We start from the raw sequence: 17,306 nt of genomic DNA, 5'->3' as shown, positions 1-17,306 counted from the left end.
AGAAGGAACAGAAGAAGTAACGGAAGAGGACAAGGCTAAGGCGAAAGCCAAGGCCGTGGCGGCTGCAAAGGCAAAAGCAGCGGCGTTAGCGAAGCAGAAGGCCTCTCAAGGTGATGGGGATTCGGGAGATGAAAAGGCGAAGGCAAAAGCAGCAGCGAAAGCAAAAGCGGCTGCGGCTGCAAGAGCAAAGACAAAGGGCGCTGAAGGTAAGAAGGAAGAGGAGCTGAAGCCGGAAGAGCCATCCGTGAATCAGCCGTATTTAAATCAGTATGTTGAATTTATTAAGGGGGAAAAAGGAGAGGATGCATTAGTAGATTCCTACATTAATAAACTTTCAAAAGACGTGCCGACTCTTGTTGTGGATCCCGCAAAATATTATGAAGTGATGGAATTACTGCGATTCCATGAAGGACTTGCTTTTGATTATATGTCAGAGCTACATGCGACGGATTTTGTGACACATATGGAAGTATATGTTCATTTATTTTCATATGGAAAGAAACAGTCAGTAGCGGTGAAGGTGAAGTTGGATAGGGAAGCACCAGAAGTAGAGTCGGTTGCAGCGCTTTGGAAAGGAGCGGACTGGCCAGAGCGAGAAGCGTATGATTTGCTCGGCATTGTATTTAAGGGACATCCGAATTTATCACGTATTTTAATGCCTGATGATTGGATAGGGTATCCGCTTAGGAAAGATTATGAACCGTATGATGTGGAGGTGTAGCTTATGATCCGTACGGAAGAAATGCTTTTGAATGTAGGGCCTCAGCATCCGAGTACGCATGGTGTGTTCAGGCTTGTTATTAAGATTGACGGGGAAATTATTAAAGAAGCTACACCAGTTATTGGATATTTGCATCGCGGGACCGAAAAGATTGCCGAGAGCTTACAGTATACGCAAATTATCCCTTATACAGATCGAATGGACTATTTATCGGCCATGACGAATAACTACGTCATTTGCCATGCTGTCGAGACGATGATGGGGCTTGAAATCCCGGAGCGGGCCGAATACTTACGAGTACTTGCAATGGAGCTTGGAAGGATTGCGAGCCACCTCGTTTGGTGGGGGACAAATCTTCTTGATATAGGAGCGGTCAGCCCGTTTTTATACGCGTTTCGTGAACGAGAGATGATTATAAATTTATTAAACGAATTATGCGGTGCCCGTCTTACTTTTAACTATATGAGAGTCGGGGGTGTAAAGTGGGATGCGCCGGACGGTTGGATTGAAAAAGTGGAAGAGTTTGTTCCGTATATGCGAGAGCAATTGGCAGGTTATCATGATCTCGTTAGCGGTAATGAGATTTTCTTAAATCGCGTAAAAGGCGTTGGTATATATAGCGCGGAAGAAGCGATTTCGTATTCTTTAAGCGGAGCGAATTTGCGGTGTACCGGAGTAAACTGGGATCTTCGCAAGGATGAACCGTACTCCATTTATGATCGTTTTGATTTCGATATTCCTGTTGGGAGTGTGGGAGATGCTTGGGATCGTTACGTTTGCCGCATGCAAGAGATTGAGGAGTCATTAAAAATTGTTGGGCAAGCTGTCCAACAGTTCCCGAAAGACGGAGCTGTGCTAGCGAAAGTGCCGAAAATCATTAAGGCGCCTAAAGGGGAAGCGTTCGTCCGTATAGAATCGCCGCGAGGAGAGATTGGTTGCTATATTGCTAGTGATGGAAAGAAAGAGCCGTACCGCTTGAAGTTTCGCAGGCCGTCTTTTTACAATTTGCAAATTTTACCGAAGTTATTGAAAGGTGAAAACATCGCCAATTTAATTACGATTTTAGGTGGAGTTGATATTGTACTTGGGGAGGTTGATGGCTAATGATTGAAACGCTCTTACAATCACCTTCAAGCTGGACGAATTTCTTCATTTTTTTCGGATTAGCGGTGCTTCTATTATTTGCAGTCCTTGGCTTCGTTACATATGGTATTTTGGCAGAACGGAAAGTGATGGGTTTTATGCAAGGGCGAATTGGACCAAACCAAGTTGGGGGCCGATTCGGCTTGCTGCAAACGGTAGCTGATGTTTTAAAACTATTATTGAAAGAAGATAGTATTCCGAAAGCGGCAGATAAACTGTTGTTTATATTAGCGCCTGTCATTGCATTCGCACCGGCATTTATGGTGCTTGCAGTCATCCCGTTTACTGATAAATTTCAGTTCGCGGATATTGGCGTAGGCTTACTGTATTACATTGCTGTTTCTGGCATTACGACGATTGGTGTCGTAACCGGAGGGTGGGCATCAAATAATAAATATTCCCTTTTAGGAGGGATGCGTGCGGCAGCGCAAATGATTTCTTATGAAATTCCGCTTGTAATGAGTGTAATTGGCGTCGTTTTGTTAGCTGGTAGCCTGAATTTAAATGAAATTGTAGCAGCGCAGGAGAATGTTTGGTACATTTTCGTGCAGCCAATCGGTTTCGTCGTTTTCTTAATCGCAGCGGTAGCAGAGTTAAATAGGACGCCGTTTGATTTACCAGAAGCAGAGTCGGAACTTGTTTCTGGATATCATACGGAATACTCAGGGTTTCGCTGGGCGTTTTTCATGCTTTCAGAGTACGTATATTTCTTCGGAATGGCATCTTTAATTACAGTGCTCTTTTTAGGCGGATGGAATCCAGTTATGTTCCTTGGGTTTATCCCAGGAGCTGTATGGTTTGCTTTGAAATTTAGCAGTGTAGTCTTTCTATTAATTTGGTTCCGCGTTACGTTTCCGCGTATAAGAGGTGACCAGTTAATGGAGTTTGGCTGGAAAGTATTATTGCCAATTGCACTTGCGAATATTTTCTTAACGGCATTGATTAAGGAGTTATTCTTCTAATCTATGAGGGGGGTGCCAGTAAGAGATGAAAGGACTATTTAAAGGATTAAAATATACATTAAGCAATTTGAGTAAGAAGAAGGTGACTTACGATTATCCGAATCAACCGTTGCCGTTGCCAGACCGCTTTCGAGGCATTCAAAAGTTTTATCCAGAAAAGTGTATTGTTTGTAACCAATGCTCCAACATTTGTCCGACAGACTGTATTCAGTTAACAGGAAAAAAACATCCGGATCCTACGAAAAAAGGAAAAATTATCGACACGTATGATATTAATTTTGAAATTTGTATTCTGTGTGATTTATGTACAGAAGTTTGTCCGACAGAGGCGATTGTTATGACAAATAACTTTGAGCTCGCGGAATATTCACGTGATGATTTATTTAAAAATTTGCAGTGGCTTGACGAAAACGACGAAAACGTCAGGAAGGAGAATAAAGCATGAATGGCGAGTTTGTAGCATTCTTCATACTATCCTTGTCTGCAATTATCGGCGGTGTTCTTATGTTGAACTTAACGAAAGTCATGCATATGATGCTAGCTCTCGTTCTGACATTTCTTAGTATCGCAGGTTTGTACTTTCTTTTATCGGCCGAATTTATCGGAGTTGCACAAATTTTACTTTACTCCGGTGCGATTACAATTATTATGATTTTTGGCATTATGTTAACGCAACATAACGCAGAAAATGAATCGCGTCTTACTCTTCGAAAATGGATTATCTTCTTTGCGGTTGTAGCATTTGGGGCAGTTATGTATTTCGCTGTTAACAATATTGATTTTGCAAATGAAAGCACACAAGGAAGTTTACCTCTCCATGAAAAAAACACACTTCAAATCGGTACACTTCTCTATTCGAAATATATTATTCCATTTGAGTTAACCTCAGTTATTTTACTTGTAGCACTTGTTGGCGCGATTATACTTGCGAAGAAGGATGAGAAAGAGGAGGATTCCAATGAGTAGCGTTCCAGCTTCTGCATATTTAACGCTTGCGATTATTTTGTTTTGCATCGGTTTGTTTGGAGCTTTAACGAAGCGAAATACAGTGATTGTATTAGTTTGTATTGAATTAATGCTTAACGCGGCCAATTTAAATTTAGTCGCGTTTAGTAAATTAGGTTTGTTCCCAAATTTAACAGGGCAAATTTTCTCTCTGTTTACGATGGCTGTAGCAGCAGCGGAGGCGGCGGTAGGACTCGCCATTTTAATTGCTTTGTATCGTAATCGTACGACGGTTCATGTAGATGAAATGGATACGCTCAAAGGATAACATTGTGACCGAAAAGGGGGAAGGAAACAATGATCGATTATGCATGGCTCATACCGCTTTTCCCGCTTGTTTCGTTTTTTTTATTACTTATATTCGGGAAGAAAATTAGAGAAGGAAGCAGTGTACTTAGTATTTTCCTCGTCTTTCTCTCCTTTATATTTGCGGTACTTGTATTAGTAGAACGGTTTTCGAAAGTAGGATTGAAGCATAAGTGGGTATGGCTTAGAACGGGAGATATTGATATATCATTTGGCTTTGAAGTGACTGCATTAGGGGCTTTAATGCTGTTTATCGTTACACTTGTGAGTTTACTTGTACATGTGTATTCGAAAGGTTATATGAAAGGTGATGAAAGATTACCAACCTTTTATGCCTATTTAGGGCTCTTCACATTTGCAATGCTCGGGCTCGTTATATCACCGAATTTATTACAGCTTTATATATTTTGGGAGTTAGTCGGCCTTGGTTCATTTTTACTCATCGGTTTTTATTTCTTTAAAGAAGAAGCGAAGGCTGCTGCGAAAAAGGCTTTTATTATGACTCGTATTGGAGATATCGGTTTATTTATTGGGATGATCTTAATTTTCTGGCATGCAGGTAGTTTTGAATATGACGCAATATTTAGGGCGATTCATACGGGGGATCTTACCCCTACGATGATTACAATAACAGCGATATTAATTTTTATCGGGGCGATGGGGAAGTCAGGTCAGTTCCCGCTTCATACGTGGTTACCAGATGCAATGGAGGGGCCGACGCCTGTTTCGGCACTTATTCATGCAGCGACGATGGTCGCAGCTGGCGTATATTTAGTGGCGACGATGTTTCCACTATTTTCAGCAAGTGCAGTGGCGATGCAGACGGTGGCAATCGTTGGAGCTTTCACTGCGATCTTTGCGGCTTCTATCGGTCTTGTACAAACGGACATAAAGAGAGTGCTTGCTTATTCTACAGTTAGTCAGCTCGGGTATATGATGCTTGCGTTAGGGTCTGCTGGTTATGTAGCTGGTGTTTTCCATTTAACGACACACGCTTTTTTTAAAGCGCTACTATTTTTGGCGGCAGGAAGTGTCATTCATGTAGTGCATACGCAAGACATTAATAAAATGGGCGGTTTACAGAAGAAGATGAAAGTAACGGGTGCACTATTTTTAATCGGTACACTTGCAATTAGCGGGGTTCCGCTCCTTTCGGGTTTCTTTAGTAAAGATGAAATTTTAGCGGCGACTTGGATGAATGGCAATTACGTTTTATTCATATTAGCAGTAATTGCAGCGTTCTTAACAGCATTCTACATGTTCCGGCTCTACTTCCTTGTCTTTACTGGGGAAGTAAAGACAAAGGAAGATGTGCATGAATCGCCCCGCGTTATGACGTATCCGATGATCGTCCTTGGCGTTCTCGCCGTAGTGGCGGGTTATATGAATACACCATGGTTTGGGACATTCCTCGGGGATTGGCTTACGAAAGATGTAGCATTTAAAGTGCGAGAGGCACACGGACCAGTTTGGATTATGATCGTAGCGACTATCGTTTCATTTGCAGGAATCGCTCTCGCATATTTCATATATGGCAAGAAATCTATTTCTAGAGATTGGGCTGGTGGCGATGGAGCACCTCTTTATAACCTTTTGAAAGAAAAATATTATGTGGATGAACTATACAATATGACGGTGCTCCCTATTACGAAGGGAATCGCCCATGTGCTTCGCTTATTTGAGGTGTATGTAGTCGAAGGAATTGCCGTTTTAATAGGGAGTCTAATTAAAGGGCTAAGCGGACTCGGTTCTAGACTCCAAAACGGAAATGTACAAGTGTACGGCACTGTAACAGCTGTTTCGCTTGCAGTACTCGTCATTATTTTGCTCTATACGGGAGGGGATTTACGATGAATGATTTGTTATTAACGTTCTTCATTTTTTCCCCGCTTTTAGGAATTCTCTTACTTGTATTAACGCCAAAAAAAGAATCGCGTACTGTGCGAGCGCTTGGTTTATTTGGAACGGCGCTTCCATTTGGAATCGCTATCGTTCTCGCTTGTACATACGCTTCTGGAAAAAGTTTATCGCTATTTGATGAAAAAGTGAAATGGATTAAATTTGGGGATCTTGCAGCGGTGGATAAAAGATGGTTTTCCATTTATTACGAGCTCGGCATTGATGGTTTATCGCTCGTTATGATGGTGCTGACAGCCCTTCTAGCGATGCTTGCAGCAATTGCGGCATTTACTATTAAAAGAAACTTGAAAGCCTTTTATATGCTGCTACTCATGTTAGAAATAGGGATGCTCGGCGTCTTCGCTGCTCAAAATTTAATGTTGTTCTTTATCTTCTTTGAAATTACGTTGCCTCCAATGTTTTTATTAATTGGGAAGTGGGGGAAATTGTCGAGTGAAAAGGCTGCTTATAGTTATTTAATATATAACGGTATTGGCTCCGCTATTTTACTCATCGTTTTCTCAGTTTTATTTGCAAAAACAGGTACAACAAATATTACAGAGCTTAAAGAAATATTAACGAGTGTAGGTGCTGGGGGAGGAATGGCTGTCTCAAGCAGCTTACAGTTCGGTTTGTTTCTTGCCATAATGATTGCCTTTGCGATTAAACTACCCGTTTTCCCGCTACATCGCTGGATGGTCAATGTGCATGTTGAAGCGCATCCGGCTGTAGTTATGCTTCATGCGGGCGTTTTACTGAAGATTGGGGCATACGGTATGATTCGTTTCGGAAAGGGGCTATTCCCGGAATACTTTCGCGAGTTTGCAACGCTTATTGCGGTTTTAGGAGTCATCAATTTATTGTACGGAGCCTTCTTAGCGCTCATTCAAACGGACTTTCGGAAGGTGCTTGCTTACTCTAGTATTTCGCATATGGGCATCGTATTAATGGGCCTTGCGGCGTTAAATGCACCAGGTACACAAGGGGCACTATTCCAAGTTGTGTCTCACGGTTTAATTGCAGCCTTACTCTTTTTCTTACTTGGCGTTATAGAACAGCGCTTTGGAACTTCGGACATTACAGCGCTTGGCGGACTCGCAAAAAGTGTCCCGGTACTTAGCGGCTTCTTCTTAGCGGGAGGAATGGCATCGCTTGGATTGCCAGGAATGTCTGGATTTGTTAGCGAGTTTCTTGCCTTTCTCGGTTTATTCCAAGGGGAGCCAGTCATTGCTGCAGTCGGTGTACTTGGCATCATTTTAACCGCTGTATACGTATTGAGAGCGACACTTCAAGTAACATTTGGTAAGAAAGAGTGGGAGGCGAAAGCTGATATACACGGTTGGGAGTATGTGCCTATATTGCTACTTATCTTCTGCATTATTGCAATTGGAGTAATGCCAGAAATACTAGGGGATCCGCTTCAAAATACATTGAAAACATTGGGGGTGAAGTAGGATGGATATGAATACGTTACTTAGCTTATCATGGCATCTCATGGTGCCAGAATTCATTATTCTCGGAGCTGCCATCCTTCTTTCCATATGTGATTTGTTTTTTAAGTTGAATCATAGATATGTAGCGCTTAGTGCAATCGCAGCCGTCATATTAGCAATCGTGTCGTTAATCACGCTATACGATGAACCGACAGGAGATATTTTAAATGGATCGTTTGTGTTAGATGGGTTTTCAAAAGGGTTTAAAACGTTGTTATTAGGCGGAGTGGCCCTCATCTTATGCACCGCCATGAGCGATGATAAGAAGAATCCAATTGAAGATAAGGGAGAATATTATTACTTATTTTTAATGGCACTTCTTGGGGCTATGTTTATGGCTTCTAGTGTTGACTTCATTACACTTTTCGTCGGTTTAGAATTGCTTTCACTTTCTTCATATATTTTAGTAGGAATACGAAAAAGGAACCGTGCGTCAAACGAGGCGGCCATGAAATATGTCATTAATGGAGGTATTGGCACGGCAATTACGCTCTTTGGAATGAGTTATTTATACGGTATTACAGGATCAACTAATATCGTGGACATGCAAAAAGTATTCGCAGGGGAGCTTGCTGGTGGTATTCAGTTATTGTTAGCTCTCGCATTTCTACTATTACTCGTTGGACTCTCGTTTAAAATTGCGACAGTGCCGTTTCATATGTGGGCACCAGATGTGTATGAGGGAGCGGCTACGCCTGTTACTACTTTTCTCGGGACGATTTCTAAAATTGCTGGATTCTTACTCATTATTCGTCTGTTTCTCATGGTTTTTGCAAGTGTATCGGTGCAAGGAGACATGCAATCTTTATACGGACGTATGAGCATATACATTGCAGTACTAGCGAGTATTACGATGATTATTGGAAACGTAGTAGCGTTAAAGCAATATAACGTAAAACGCCTATTTGCCTATTCGGGAATCGCACATGCGGGGTATTTACTCGTTCCGCTTGTAGCATTATCACCATTTACGATGGATAGCATGTGGTTTTACATGCTTGCGTATATGCTTATGAATATAGGTGTATTTGCAATTATCCACGGCTTAATCTTACAAAGCGACAAAGAAAACATTACCATTTTCACCGGATTATATAAAAGGTCGCCATTTACAGCGATAGTGATGACGATTTTTATATTATCGTTGGCCGGAATACCAGGAACAGCTGGTTTCATCGGGAAAATTAACATCTTTTTAGGTGCACTGCATGTAGAGCCAGCTCATTACGTACTAGCTTCTATTATGATGGGGACGACAGTCATCTCATTTGTATATTATTTCCGTATTCTACAGCAAATGTTTTTCCGGACGGGAGAAGTGGAAGAGAAAATTCGTTTGCCATTGAATATAAAGGTTGTTATGAGCCTTTGTGCAATCTCGATTGTAATACTAGGGATTATGCCGATGATTGGATACAATTTCTTTTATGAATATTTTCCATTAATGAAGGATTTCTTCTTCTTAGGGAACGTGGTACAATAGTGAAAATAAAAGGTGTGGAGTTGTTACTCTGCGCTTTTTATTTTGTGTGAATTACAATTGAAAACGCATGTAGGTATATGTTTTTTTTGAGAGCAAATTACGATGTGAAATGTAAGATGCTTATTTGTATTTGAAAAAGTGTGGCTCCTACTTATCATGGTATCGTTTTTATAGTATTTCGTAAGTAGTAGCTGGGTAAAAAGGGGTCGATTTTTTGGCACATCTTTTAGGGCAACAAGCACTGATTGCCATTGTTTCGCATTTATTGTTTATTACCATTACGTGGTGGGCCTTACAAGGTGTTCACATTGAGCGTTTAATGAAGTCTGGAAAAGTGATGCAGACGCGAGTGTTACTCATCCTAATTACAATTGCAATTGGGACATCTGTAAGTAACTTTTTCCTTGATTATTTAGGCTATTCAAAGAGTTTAACGTATTTAGTAAAGTAAGTGTATAGAACCTCATATCTCCGTTAACAATGGGGATAGGAGGGGATGAAATTGAAGCTTAAAGCCATTCTTATTGTTATAATAAGTGTTGTTTTATTTTTGGTTGGATATAGAGAGATGAAACCGATCAGCGATGAACAGAAAATGGAGAGCATGATTGCAACTTTAGAGAAAAATGATGCTAAAGTAGAGAAGTGGTCATGGTTAGCGCGAGAAACAAAAACAATTTCTAATATACATACGTTTCAAAGGTTGTTAAACGATGTGAAGGACAAGGCGAATATTCAAAAGTGGGAATTAGAGCAATCTCCAGATGGATATAAAGCTACATCCTATAAAAAGTTTTCTTCTTATGAAGAACGAGTAGTAGTAACATGGAGTAAGGAAAATACTAAAGAAAACACTTTCATTATTTTTGAAGTAAGCGGGGCGAAATGGGACCCGAAGTACATTCAGAAAACAAATAAAATTTTTAGTGAAAAACCTATAATTTACACTTGTGTTCAAGGTGTACTGAATGATAAGATTGAAGGTGTTTTGCAAAATAAAACCAATCAGTTTTTGAAAGATCTTTCAGCAAGAGCGATCGAACAGATAGAAGAAAGAGCATTTGTGTCAGTCTCCGCATACAATAAAAAGTGGGATGACGCTCTTTCAACAAATAGAGAGAAAATAAATGTGCAAATAGCAATACGTTCTACAGACAACAAAGATACAATTGTGGTTGGCACACCGATCATAACTTCTGAGTATTGAGTGAATAGATACTGAAAAAAGGACACGGAGGGGAATAATTTGGAAAAGATCATCGTCCGTGGCGGAAAGCGGTTAAACGGCACAGTGCGTGTTGAGGGCGCAAAAAATGCTGTATTACCTATAATCGCTGCAGCCCTATTAGCGAGTGATGGAAAGAATGTACTATCTGAAGTACCAGTTTTGTCTGATGTATACACAATTAATGAGGTATTACGTCATTTAAATGCTGAAGTCGTATTTGAAAATAACCAAGTAACAATCGATGCTTCTAAAGAACTAAACATTGAAGCACCATTTGAATATGTACGTAAAATGCGTGCATCTGTTCAAGTAATGGGACCATTACTTGCACGTAACGGCCGTGCTCGTATTGCACTTCCTGGTGGATGTGCAATTGGTTCACGTCCAATTGACCAACATTTAAAAGGCTTCGAAGCAATGGGAGCAAAAGTACAGGTTGGTAATGGTTTTGTTGAGGCATACGTTGAGGGAGAACTAAAAGGAGCTAAAATTTATTTAGACTTCCCAAGCGTGGGCGCGACAGAAAACATTATGTCTGCAGCTACATTAGCAAAAGGGACAACAATCCTTGAAAACGCAGCGAAAGAACCAGAAATCGTTGACTTAGCTAACTTCTTAAATGCGATGGGAGCGAAAGTACGCGGAGCTGGAACTGGAACGATTCGTATCGAAGGCGTTGATAAATTATATGGTGGAAACCACTCTATTATTCCTGACCGTATTGAAGCGGGAACATTCATGGTTGCAGCGGCAATTACTGGTGGAGACATCTTAATTGAAAATGCTGTACCTGAACATTTACGCTCAATTACAGCGAAAATGGAAGAAATGGGTGTTAAAGTTATTGAGGAAAATGAAGGTGTACGTGTTATCGGCCCAGATAAGTTAAAAGCGGTTGATATTAAAACTATGCCTCACCCAGGTTTCCCAACAGACATGCAATCACAAATGATGGCATTATTACTACAAGCTGATGGAACAAGTATGATTACAGAAACGGTATTCGAAAACCGCTTTATGCACGTTGAAGAATTCCGTCGTATGAATGCTGATATTAAAATCGAAGGTCGTTCTGTTATTATGAACGGTCCAAACAGCTTACAAGGTGCTGAAGTAGGCGCAACTGACTTACGTGCTGCTGCTGCATTAATCTTAGCTGGTTTAGTATCTGAAGGTTACACTCGTGTAACTGAGTTAAAGCATCTTGACCGTGGTTATGTAGATTTCCATAAGAAATTAGCTGCATTAGGTGCAACTATTGAACGTGTAAACGAAAAAGTAGAAGAAGTGAAAGAACAAGAAGTTTCTGATCTTCACGCTTAATTGAAATAGTCTCTACGTCTTTTGACGTAGGGACTATTTTTTTGGGTTATTACTGTTATAGTCAATAAATTCTATACTTATGCACGTACCAGTAAAAATATTTAGAAAATTTTCGTTTTAGCTACTTCCCCCTTAAGTATGTTCTAAAAGGAAGAGTTGTTCCATAAGAATGAATGGAGTAAAGCTTTTGGATATTGGGGGAAATAAGATGAAATTTTCAAAGCCACTTTTTATCACAGTAGCGCTTCTCATAGCGCTCGTTATCCATTGTACCTGCTGCTCTTGTTATTCCGTTTGCGAAAGCAAAAGTAGGGGAAGAAGCAGCTTCTAAAACTCCTCCAGCAATAGAAAGTATACCAGCTCCAGGGAAAGTGGATACAGCGGTTCAAGTTGCTGTATATCGTGAGAAACAGAAAAAGGTAGATACATTACCTATGGAGGAGTATGTGACCGGTGTAGTAGCTTCTGAGATGAATGCCAGTTTTGAAATAGAGGCGCTAAAGGCGCAGGCATTAGCAGCGAGAACATTTGTGGTACAGCGTATGCTAAGCGGAGGAAAGAAAAACAATGCGGACGTGACAGATACGGTGAAAGATCAAGTGTACAAAAGTAAAGAAGAATTGAAGAAACAATGGGGTAATAACTACGAAAATAACTTGAAAAAAATCGAAGAAGCCGTTTCGAAAACCGCAGGACAAGTTTTAACGTATGATGGAAAACCAATCTCAGCATCCTTCTTCTCAACGAGTAATGGCCGGACAGAAAATGCAGCTGATTATTGGGGAAATGATTATCCGTACTTAAAGAGCGTAGATAGTCCGTGGGATCAAGCCTCTCCAAAATTTACGAGCGAGCAAACCTTTACAGTAGCTGACTTTCAAAAACGTCTCGGTGTGAAGGTGTTGGCAGACGGGAAGGTTGGAAATATTAAAGATCTTACGGAAGGAAAGCGAGTAAAAGATGTAGCATTTCAAGGGAAAACATTAACAGGAAAGCAAGTTCGTGAAAAGTTAGATTTACGCTCTTCTGACTTCACATGGAAACAAGAAGGGGATAAAATCGTCGTTACAACGAAGGGATTCGGTCACGGCGTTGGCATGAGCCAATACGGAGCAAATGGCATGGCGGCGGAAGGTAAGAAATATACAGATATCGTTGCTCATTATTATAAGGGTGTCGAAATAAAGTCGATGAATGATTATGAAGGAAAGTTGATGGTGAAGAAGTAGGGGGAAAAGAGGCCGTTCCAAGAGGTATATTGGGACGGTTTTCTTTTGTTAGTGGATAGGTTAATAGATATATTAAAAAAATCGTCAATGTTCAGTGGTGACAGAACTCTGTTTAAAGGGCCCATGGATCGCTGGAAGCTATTATAAGGATGAACGTACAGAAGAATCAATGAAAGACGGTTGGCTCTATACAGGAGACATTGTCACGGTTGATTCGGAAGGATGTATTAAGATTGCTGATCGTACGAAAGACTGAATTAAAAGTGGAGGCGAATGGATTTCTTCCATAGATTTAGAAAATGCTTTAGTGTCGCACGATAAAGTGTTAGAAGCATCTGTTGTGGCGGTGCCGCATGAAAAACGTCCCGTTTACTTGCGTTGTACTAAAAGAGGGACAAGCAGTAGAAAGAGATGATCTGTATGCTTTACTAAAAGCAGAATTTCCGAAAACATCTGTAGGGAAATTCTTAAAGAGAGCACTGCGTGATCAGCTCAAGACTTATATGGTAGGACAAAACTAGAGAAGAAGGCTATTCTTTTATTTGGATAGCCTTCTTTTTATAGTGCTTCATAAAATATCAAAAATTTCCATTAATTGTTTGGTATAATGTGATAAAAAGCATTCGGGGGAGACGAAATGGCGTTATTGGAGTTGAAACAGTTAGGGAAGACGAACCAGTTACCGGTAATTGAGCTAGAGGTTGAGAAAGGGCAATGTGTTGTTTTGCAGTGTAATAACCATACAGCAAAGATTTTGCACCGCATCATTATTGGGGAGGAAGAGGCATCAGCGGGAAATGTACTGTTTGAAGGCGAAGCAATCGGAAGGGAAAATTATTCCCGCATCGGTTTTTGTTTTTTGAAAGATGAAGCATATGATCGTTTGAAGGTGAAGGAATACTTTAAGTTTTTAATAGGTCTTTATGAATCGAATATGAGTACGGAAGAAGTTGTACAATATGTCGGCCTTTTAGATAAGTTAAACGTTAAAATAGAAAAACTATCATTTTCAGAGAAACGCCGCCTTCATATTGGGCGAGTTATGGTTCATAATCCGGATTTAGTTATCCTAGAAGAGCCAGAGCAAAATGTAGATACAGAGAGCACAATTATTATTCGAAAAGCGATTATGGCAATGAAGGAGAAAGGAAAGGCGATTTTTATAACGTCATCCTTTCTATCGGACGCCCTTTCGTTAACAGAAGATGTATACATATTAAACAATGATGGTGTGAAGAAAATAGAAATCGAACAAGAAGAAATTGAAGAGGTGGATGAAGAAAAGGTTGTTCAAATGATTCCGCAAATGAAACTTGAAAGAATACCAGCGAAAGTGAACGATAAAATCATTTTACTTGATCCAATGGAAATTCATTTCATTGAAACGCAAAACGGAGTGACACATATTCATGTGCGCGAAGGTGATTTCGTATGTGCATTAACATTAAGTGAACTAGAAGCGAGATTAACAGGTTTTGGTTTCTTTAGATGTCACCGCTCGTACCTTGTGAATTTACAAAGAGTACGAGAAGTAATTACGTGGACTCGTAATAGCTTTAGTTTAATTTTGGATGACGAAAGAAAAAGTTCAATCCCGCTTTCAAAAGGACGAATGGATGAATTAAAAGGTGTGATTGGGCTATAAAATTTGCTCCAGTAAGCTTAAAATACGATTCATTCACCGGTAAAAATACTCCTTTTACCGGTATTTTACTGCGTAACCCTTTTGTTTTTCATATGATTGAGTCAAGAAAAGCGAAACAGACAAACGAAAAGCGCTAAAGCGACTTTCATCTATAAAAAGAAAAACAAAGGGGATGACGGGATGACATTGGCAATTGAAATGAAAGATGTAATGAAAAGTTTCAACGAAAAAACGGCACTTCGAAATGTAAATATTGAGGTGAAGCAAGGAGAAATTTTCGGATTTCTTGGACCAAGTGGATCTGGAAAAACGACAACAGTAAAGATTTTAACTTCTCAATTACTCCATAGTGTTGGAACGGTAAGGGTATTAGGAAAAGATATTACAGGCCCAAGCAGCATCGATTATAAACGAATTGGTATTTTAACAGACAACAGCGGTTTATATGAAAGACTTAGCATTTATGATAACTTACTATTATTTTGTGACTTATACGATTGTAAAAAAGAACGAATCGATGAAGTACTAGCGCAAGTGAATCTATTAGATGATAAAAAAACACCAGTAAAGAAACTATCAAAAGGAATGAAGCAGCGCGTTACACTAGCTAGAGCAATCCTTCATAAACCAGATATTCTCTTCTTAGATGAACCAACATCTGCACTCGATCCAGTTAACGTACAAAACATTCATAAAATCTTAAAAGACTTAAATAAAGAAGGAACGACGATTTTCTTAACGACGCACAACATGGATGAAGCAGAAACGCTTTGTAACCGCATTGCCTTTCTGTGTGGCGGAGAAATTGTAGCGCTTGATACACCGGAGAACCTTCGCTTACAATACGCGAAAGATCAAATACAAGTCGTGTTAAAGGATAAGAAGAAAGAAACGGTACAAAAAGATGAATTAGGTGCAAAACGTATTTCAGAGTGGATGAAAAAAGGAGAACTATTATCCATTCATTCTTATGAGCCAACGTTAGGCGATATCTTTATTGAAGTTACTGGGAGGGGATTATAATGACATTTTCAATGAGACGTGTATCAGCTATTTTTAGAAAAGAAGTACAGGATTTTAAGACAAATTCACAAGTTTTGTTAATGGCATCTTTACCAATTATATTTGCATTTATATTTAGCCGATTTGGAGAAGGACAGGCAGGAGTTGGCATTATTACTTTAATGTCCTTTCTATTTGTAGCAGGGTTTGTTCAATCAATGGTAATTGCAGAAGAGAAAGAAAAACATACGTTACGTGTGTTAATGCTATCACCAGCTTCTTCTGTTGAAGTTCTTCTTGGGAAAAGTATATTAACAGCATGTTTAACGTTAGGTATTTCCATTGTAAACTTATTCATCTTAGATCAATTAAGTGGCAATCTCTTATTGCTAGCATTTATTTTCTTATGTGGAACAATTCTATTCATTTTAATTGGAACAGTGATTGGATTATTAGCTGAGTCTGTCCCGCAAACATCACTAATTGGAATGCCAATATTAATGACGATGTATTTAGCTGTACAATTTGAGCCAATGGTTGAAAATAAAGTAATTAAGACGATGATTAGTTATCTTCCAACATCTCATCTTGAAAAAGCGATTAAAAGCTTAGTGGAGGGTGCTGGGTTTAGTAGTATTAGTGGGCATATGCTAAATGTTGGAGTGTGGCTCGTTATTTCACTTATTGCATGTTTAATCGTATATAAAAAGAAACAATTGGACTAAAAACTGAGCCGAAAGTGCTCAGTTTTTTATTTTTTCTATCATTTCCTCGGAAATTTTACAATTCTTATACATATTTTTACAGATTTTGTCGAAAAGTAATTAGTTATAGGTTGTATAGGATACGTGAATATTGTTCAAAATGATTGCTGAGGTGATGATGGAATGCGAGGAAGAAATAATAAAAAGTCGCAAAAGGTAGTACATTTATTTCAAAAAAGATGGGTGTTTCCAGCACTGTACATTGCTTGTGCAGCGGTAATTTTAATGGTTGCGCTATGGTTCCAGGGGGCTAATCCGAAGAAGACTCCGAACCAAGATCAAGCAACACCGTATACACAATCGGAAGATCCAGCAGTACCAGTAACGAAATCTTCAGAAGTAGTGAAAATGCCAGCTGCCGCTAATGCGGAAGTAGTCGTACAGAAGAAATTCTATGAAGATGCAGCAACTGAGGCGGAACAAGAAAAAGCACTTGTCTTTTATAACAACACATATTCCCCAAATAAAGGAATCGACATTGCTGCGAAGAATGGAAAAGAATTCGATGTAGCTGCTGCTTTAAGTGGTACAGTAACGAAAGCTGAAAAAGATTCACTTCTTGGTTATGTTGTAACAGTTGATAGCGGAAATGGTGTAGCAGTTTCTTATCAAAGCTTAGGCAGTGTGAAAGTAGAAAAAGGTGCACGAGTTGCACAAGGTGAAGTATTAGGAAAATCCGGTCTAAGTGCAATGAATAAAGAAGCAGGTTCTCACGTTCACTTTGAAGTACGTAAAGACAACGTGGCTGTGAACCCTGAGCGCTACTTAAATAAGTCAGTAGCAGAAATTAAAGCTGATGCAGGTGCTGCAAAAGCAACGAATGCTTCTGGTAAAAAGGCTGATGACAAATCTCAAAAAGAAGAGAAGTCAACAAGCACGAAACCAGAAAGTAAAACAGAAGATAAGTCTCAAAAAGAAGAAAAATCAACAAGCGGTTCGACTAGTGACAAAAAAGAAGAGCCGAAGAAAGAAGAAAAATCAACAAATGGTTCTACAGAATCATCTAACAGTTCTTCTTCACAAGAATAAGAAAGTGAAAAAATCAGTTCTCACTAGAGAGCTGATTTTTTTACTTTTACCCCGCATTAACGGGCAGTAAGACC

16 protein-coding genes and 2 pseudogenes are annotated in these 17,306 nt (G+C 39.6%); all 18 read left to right on the top strand.

Annotation, left to right across the window (positions count from 1 at the left end):
• Positions 1-721: NADH-quinone oxidoreductase subunit C (locus GFJ36_RS27055; protein WP_157349806.1), on the top strand; the 721-nt coding region annotated here is incomplete at its 5' end.
• Between the two features lie 3 nt (positions 722-724).
• Positions 725-1,825 carry an NADH-quinone oxidoreductase subunit NuoD gene (gene nuoD / locus GFJ36_RS27050; protein ID WP_157349805.1) on the top strand — a complete coding sequence of 367 codons (1,101 nt, stop codon included), beginning with the start codon at positions 725-727 and terminating at the stop codon, positions 1,823-1,825.
• On the top strand, positions 1,825-2,826 hold the full coding sequence (gene nuoH, locus GFJ36_RS27045) for an NADH-quinone oxidoreductase subunit NuoH (protein WP_157349804.1): 1,002 nt from the start codon (positions 1,825-1,827) through the stop codon (positions 2,824-2,826). The genes nuoD and nuoH overlap by 1 nt, the downstream gene beginning before the upstream one ends.
• A 25-nt stretch (positions 2,827-2,851) precedes the next feature.
• Positions 2,852-3,271: an NADH-quinone oxidoreductase subunit NuoI gene (gene nuoI, locus GFJ36_RS27040; protein ID WP_000677191.1), complete on the top strand. Its 420-nt coding sequence runs from the start codon at positions 2,852-2,854 to the stop codon at positions 3,269-3,271.
• On the top strand, positions 3,268-3,792 hold the full coding sequence (locus GFJ36_RS27035; RefSeq protein ID WP_001012824.1) for an NADH-quinone oxidoreductase subunit J: 525 nt from the start codon (positions 3,268-3,270) through the stop codon (positions 3,790-3,792). The genes nuoI and GFJ36_RS27035 overlap by 4 nt, the downstream gene beginning before the upstream one ends.
• The gene (gene nuoK / locus GFJ36_RS27030; protein WP_000100078.1) at positions 3,785-4,099 is read left to right on the top strand and encodes an NADH-quinone oxidoreductase subunit NuoK; all 315 of its coding nucleotides are present in this window, start codon (positions 3,785-3,787) and stop codon (positions 4,097-4,099) included. Before GFJ36_RS27035 ends, nuoK begins: the two co-directional genes overlap by 8 nt.
• 29 nt (positions 4,100-4,128) lie before the next feature.
• Positions 4,129-5,991, top strand: coding sequence for an NADH-quinone oxidoreductase subunit L (nuoL, locus tag GFJ36_RS27025; protein ID WP_098082148.1), 1,863 nt, complete (start codon positions 4,129-4,131; stop codon positions 5,989-5,991).
• Entirely contained in the window at positions 5,988-7,490 is a 1,503-nt protein-coding gene (locus GFJ36_RS27020) for an NADH-quinone oxidoreductase subunit M (protein ID WP_157349803.1), read from the top strand. The genes nuoL and GFJ36_RS27020 overlap by 4 nt, the downstream gene beginning before the upstream one ends.
• Positions 7,491-7,497: 7 nt before the next feature.
• Positions 7,498-9,012, top strand: a complete 1,515-nt coding sequence (gene nuoN / locus GFJ36_RS27015; protein ID WP_346265333.1) for an NADH-quinone oxidoreductase subunit NuoN — start codon at positions 7,498-7,500, stop codon at positions 9,010-9,012.
• 214 nt (positions 9,013-9,226) lie between these two features.
• Positions 9,227-9,463 (top strand): DUF1146 family protein, encoded by a 237-nt coding sequence (locus GFJ36_RS27010; protein ID WP_000940744.1) that lies wholly within the window; start codon positions 9,227-9,229, stop codon positions 9,461-9,463.
• Positions 9,464-9,514: 51 nt separating this feature from the next.
• Positions 9,515-10,219 carry a YwmB family TATA-box binding protein gene (locus GFJ36_RS27005; protein WP_481747071.1) on the top strand — a complete coding sequence of 235 codons (705 nt, stop codon included), beginning with the start codon at positions 9,515-9,517 and terminating at the stop codon, positions 10,217-10,219.
• Positions 10,220-10,258: 39 nt separating this feature from the next.
• Entirely contained in the window at positions 10,259-11,563 is a 1,305-nt protein-coding gene (gene murA / locus GFJ36_RS27000) for a UDP-N-acetylglucosamine 1-carboxyvinyltransferase (protein ID WP_000411269.1), read from the top strand.
• A gap of 208 nt (positions 11,564-11,771) precedes the next feature.
• A pseudogene (gene spoIID / locus GFJ36_RS26995) lies at positions 11,772-12,792 on the top strand (stage II sporulation protein D).
• A gap of 103 nt (positions 12,793-12,895) precedes the next feature.
• Positions 12,896-13,313 (top strand): annotated as a pseudogene (locus GFJ36_RS26990) (AMP-binding enzyme); the annotation flags it as partial.
• Positions 13,314-13,429: 116 nt separating this feature from the next.
• A complete protein-coding gene (locus GFJ36_RS26980) occupies positions 13,430-14,437 on the top strand; it encodes a LytTR family transcriptional regulator DNA-binding domain-containing protein (protein WP_098155992.1) in 1,008 nt (335 codons plus the stop codon).
• Positions 14,438-14,617: 180 nt separating this feature from the next.
• Positions 14,618-15,460, top strand: a complete 843-nt coding sequence (locus GFJ36_RS26975; protein WP_060487982.1) for an ABC transporter ATP-binding protein — start codon at positions 14,618-14,620, stop codon at positions 15,458-15,460.
• Positions 15,460-16,164: an ABC transporter permease gene (locus GFJ36_RS26970; protein WP_000144456.1), complete on the top strand. Its 705-nt coding sequence runs from the start codon at positions 15,460-15,462 to the stop codon at positions 16,162-16,164. The genes GFJ36_RS26975 and GFJ36_RS26970 overlap by 1 nt, the downstream gene beginning before the upstream one ends.
• A gap of 162 nt (positions 16,165-16,326) precedes the next feature.
• Positions 16,327-17,232, top strand: coding sequence for a stage II sporulation protein SpoIIQ (gene spoIIQ / locus GFJ36_RS26965; protein ID WP_098230430.1), 906 nt, complete (start codon positions 16,327-16,329; stop codon positions 17,230-17,232).
• The last annotated feature ends 74 nt before the right edge of the window (positions 17,233-17,306 follow it).

It is taken from the genome of Bacillus sp. EE-W1, assembly GCF_009760835.1.
GTDB lineage: Bacteria > Bacillota > Bacilli > Bacillales > Bacillaceae_G > Bacillus_A > Bacillus_A wiedmannii.
The sequence above is the reverse complement of the archived record's forward strand: the minus strand, read 5'-3'. Positions and strand labels throughout refer to the sequence as shown.

Coding starts and splice junctions, on each gene's coding strand:
- nuoD (WP_157349805.1), top strand. CDS start 725: ATGATCCGTACGGAAGAAATGCTTTTGAATGTAGGGCCTCAGCATCCG.
- nuoH (WP_157349804.1), top strand. CDS start 1,825: ATGATTGAAACGCTCTTACAATCACCTTCAAGCTGGACGAATTTCTTC.
- nuoI (WP_000677191.1), top strand. CDS start 2,852: ATGAAAGGACTATTTAAAGGATTAAAATATACATTAAGCAATTTGAGT.
- GFJ36_RS27035 (WP_001012824.1), top strand. CDS start 3,268: ATGAATGGCGAGTTTGTAGCATTCTTCATACTATCCTTGTCTGCAATT.
- nuoK (WP_000100078.1), top strand. CDS start 3,785: ATGAGTAGCGTTCCAGCTTCTGCATATTTAACGCTTGCGATTATTTTG.
- nuoL (WP_098082148.1), top strand. CDS start 4,129: ATGATCGATTATGCATGGCTCATACCGCTTTTCCCGCTTGTTTCGTTT.
- GFJ36_RS27020 (WP_157349803.1), top strand. CDS start 5,988: ATGAATGATTTGTTATTAACGTTCTTCATTTTTTCCCCGCTTTTAGGA.
- nuoN (WP_346265333.1), top strand. CDS start 7,498: ATGAATACGTTACTTAGCTTATCATGGCATCTCATGGTGCCAGAATTC.
- GFJ36_RS26980 (WP_098155992.1), top strand. CDS start 13,430: ATGGCGTTATTGGAGTTGAAACAGTTAGGGAAGACGAACCAGTTACCG.
- GFJ36_RS26975 (WP_060487982.1), top strand. CDS start 14,618: ATGACATTGGCAATTGAAATGAAAGATGTAATGAAAAGTTTCAACGAA.
- GFJ36_RS26970 (WP_000144456.1), top strand. CDS start 15,460: ATGACATTTTCAATGAGACGTGTATCAGCTATTTTTAGAAAAGAAGTA.
- spoIIQ (WP_098230430.1), top strand. CDS start 16,327: ATGCGAGGAAGAAATAATAAAAAGTCGCAAAAGGTAGTACATTTATTT.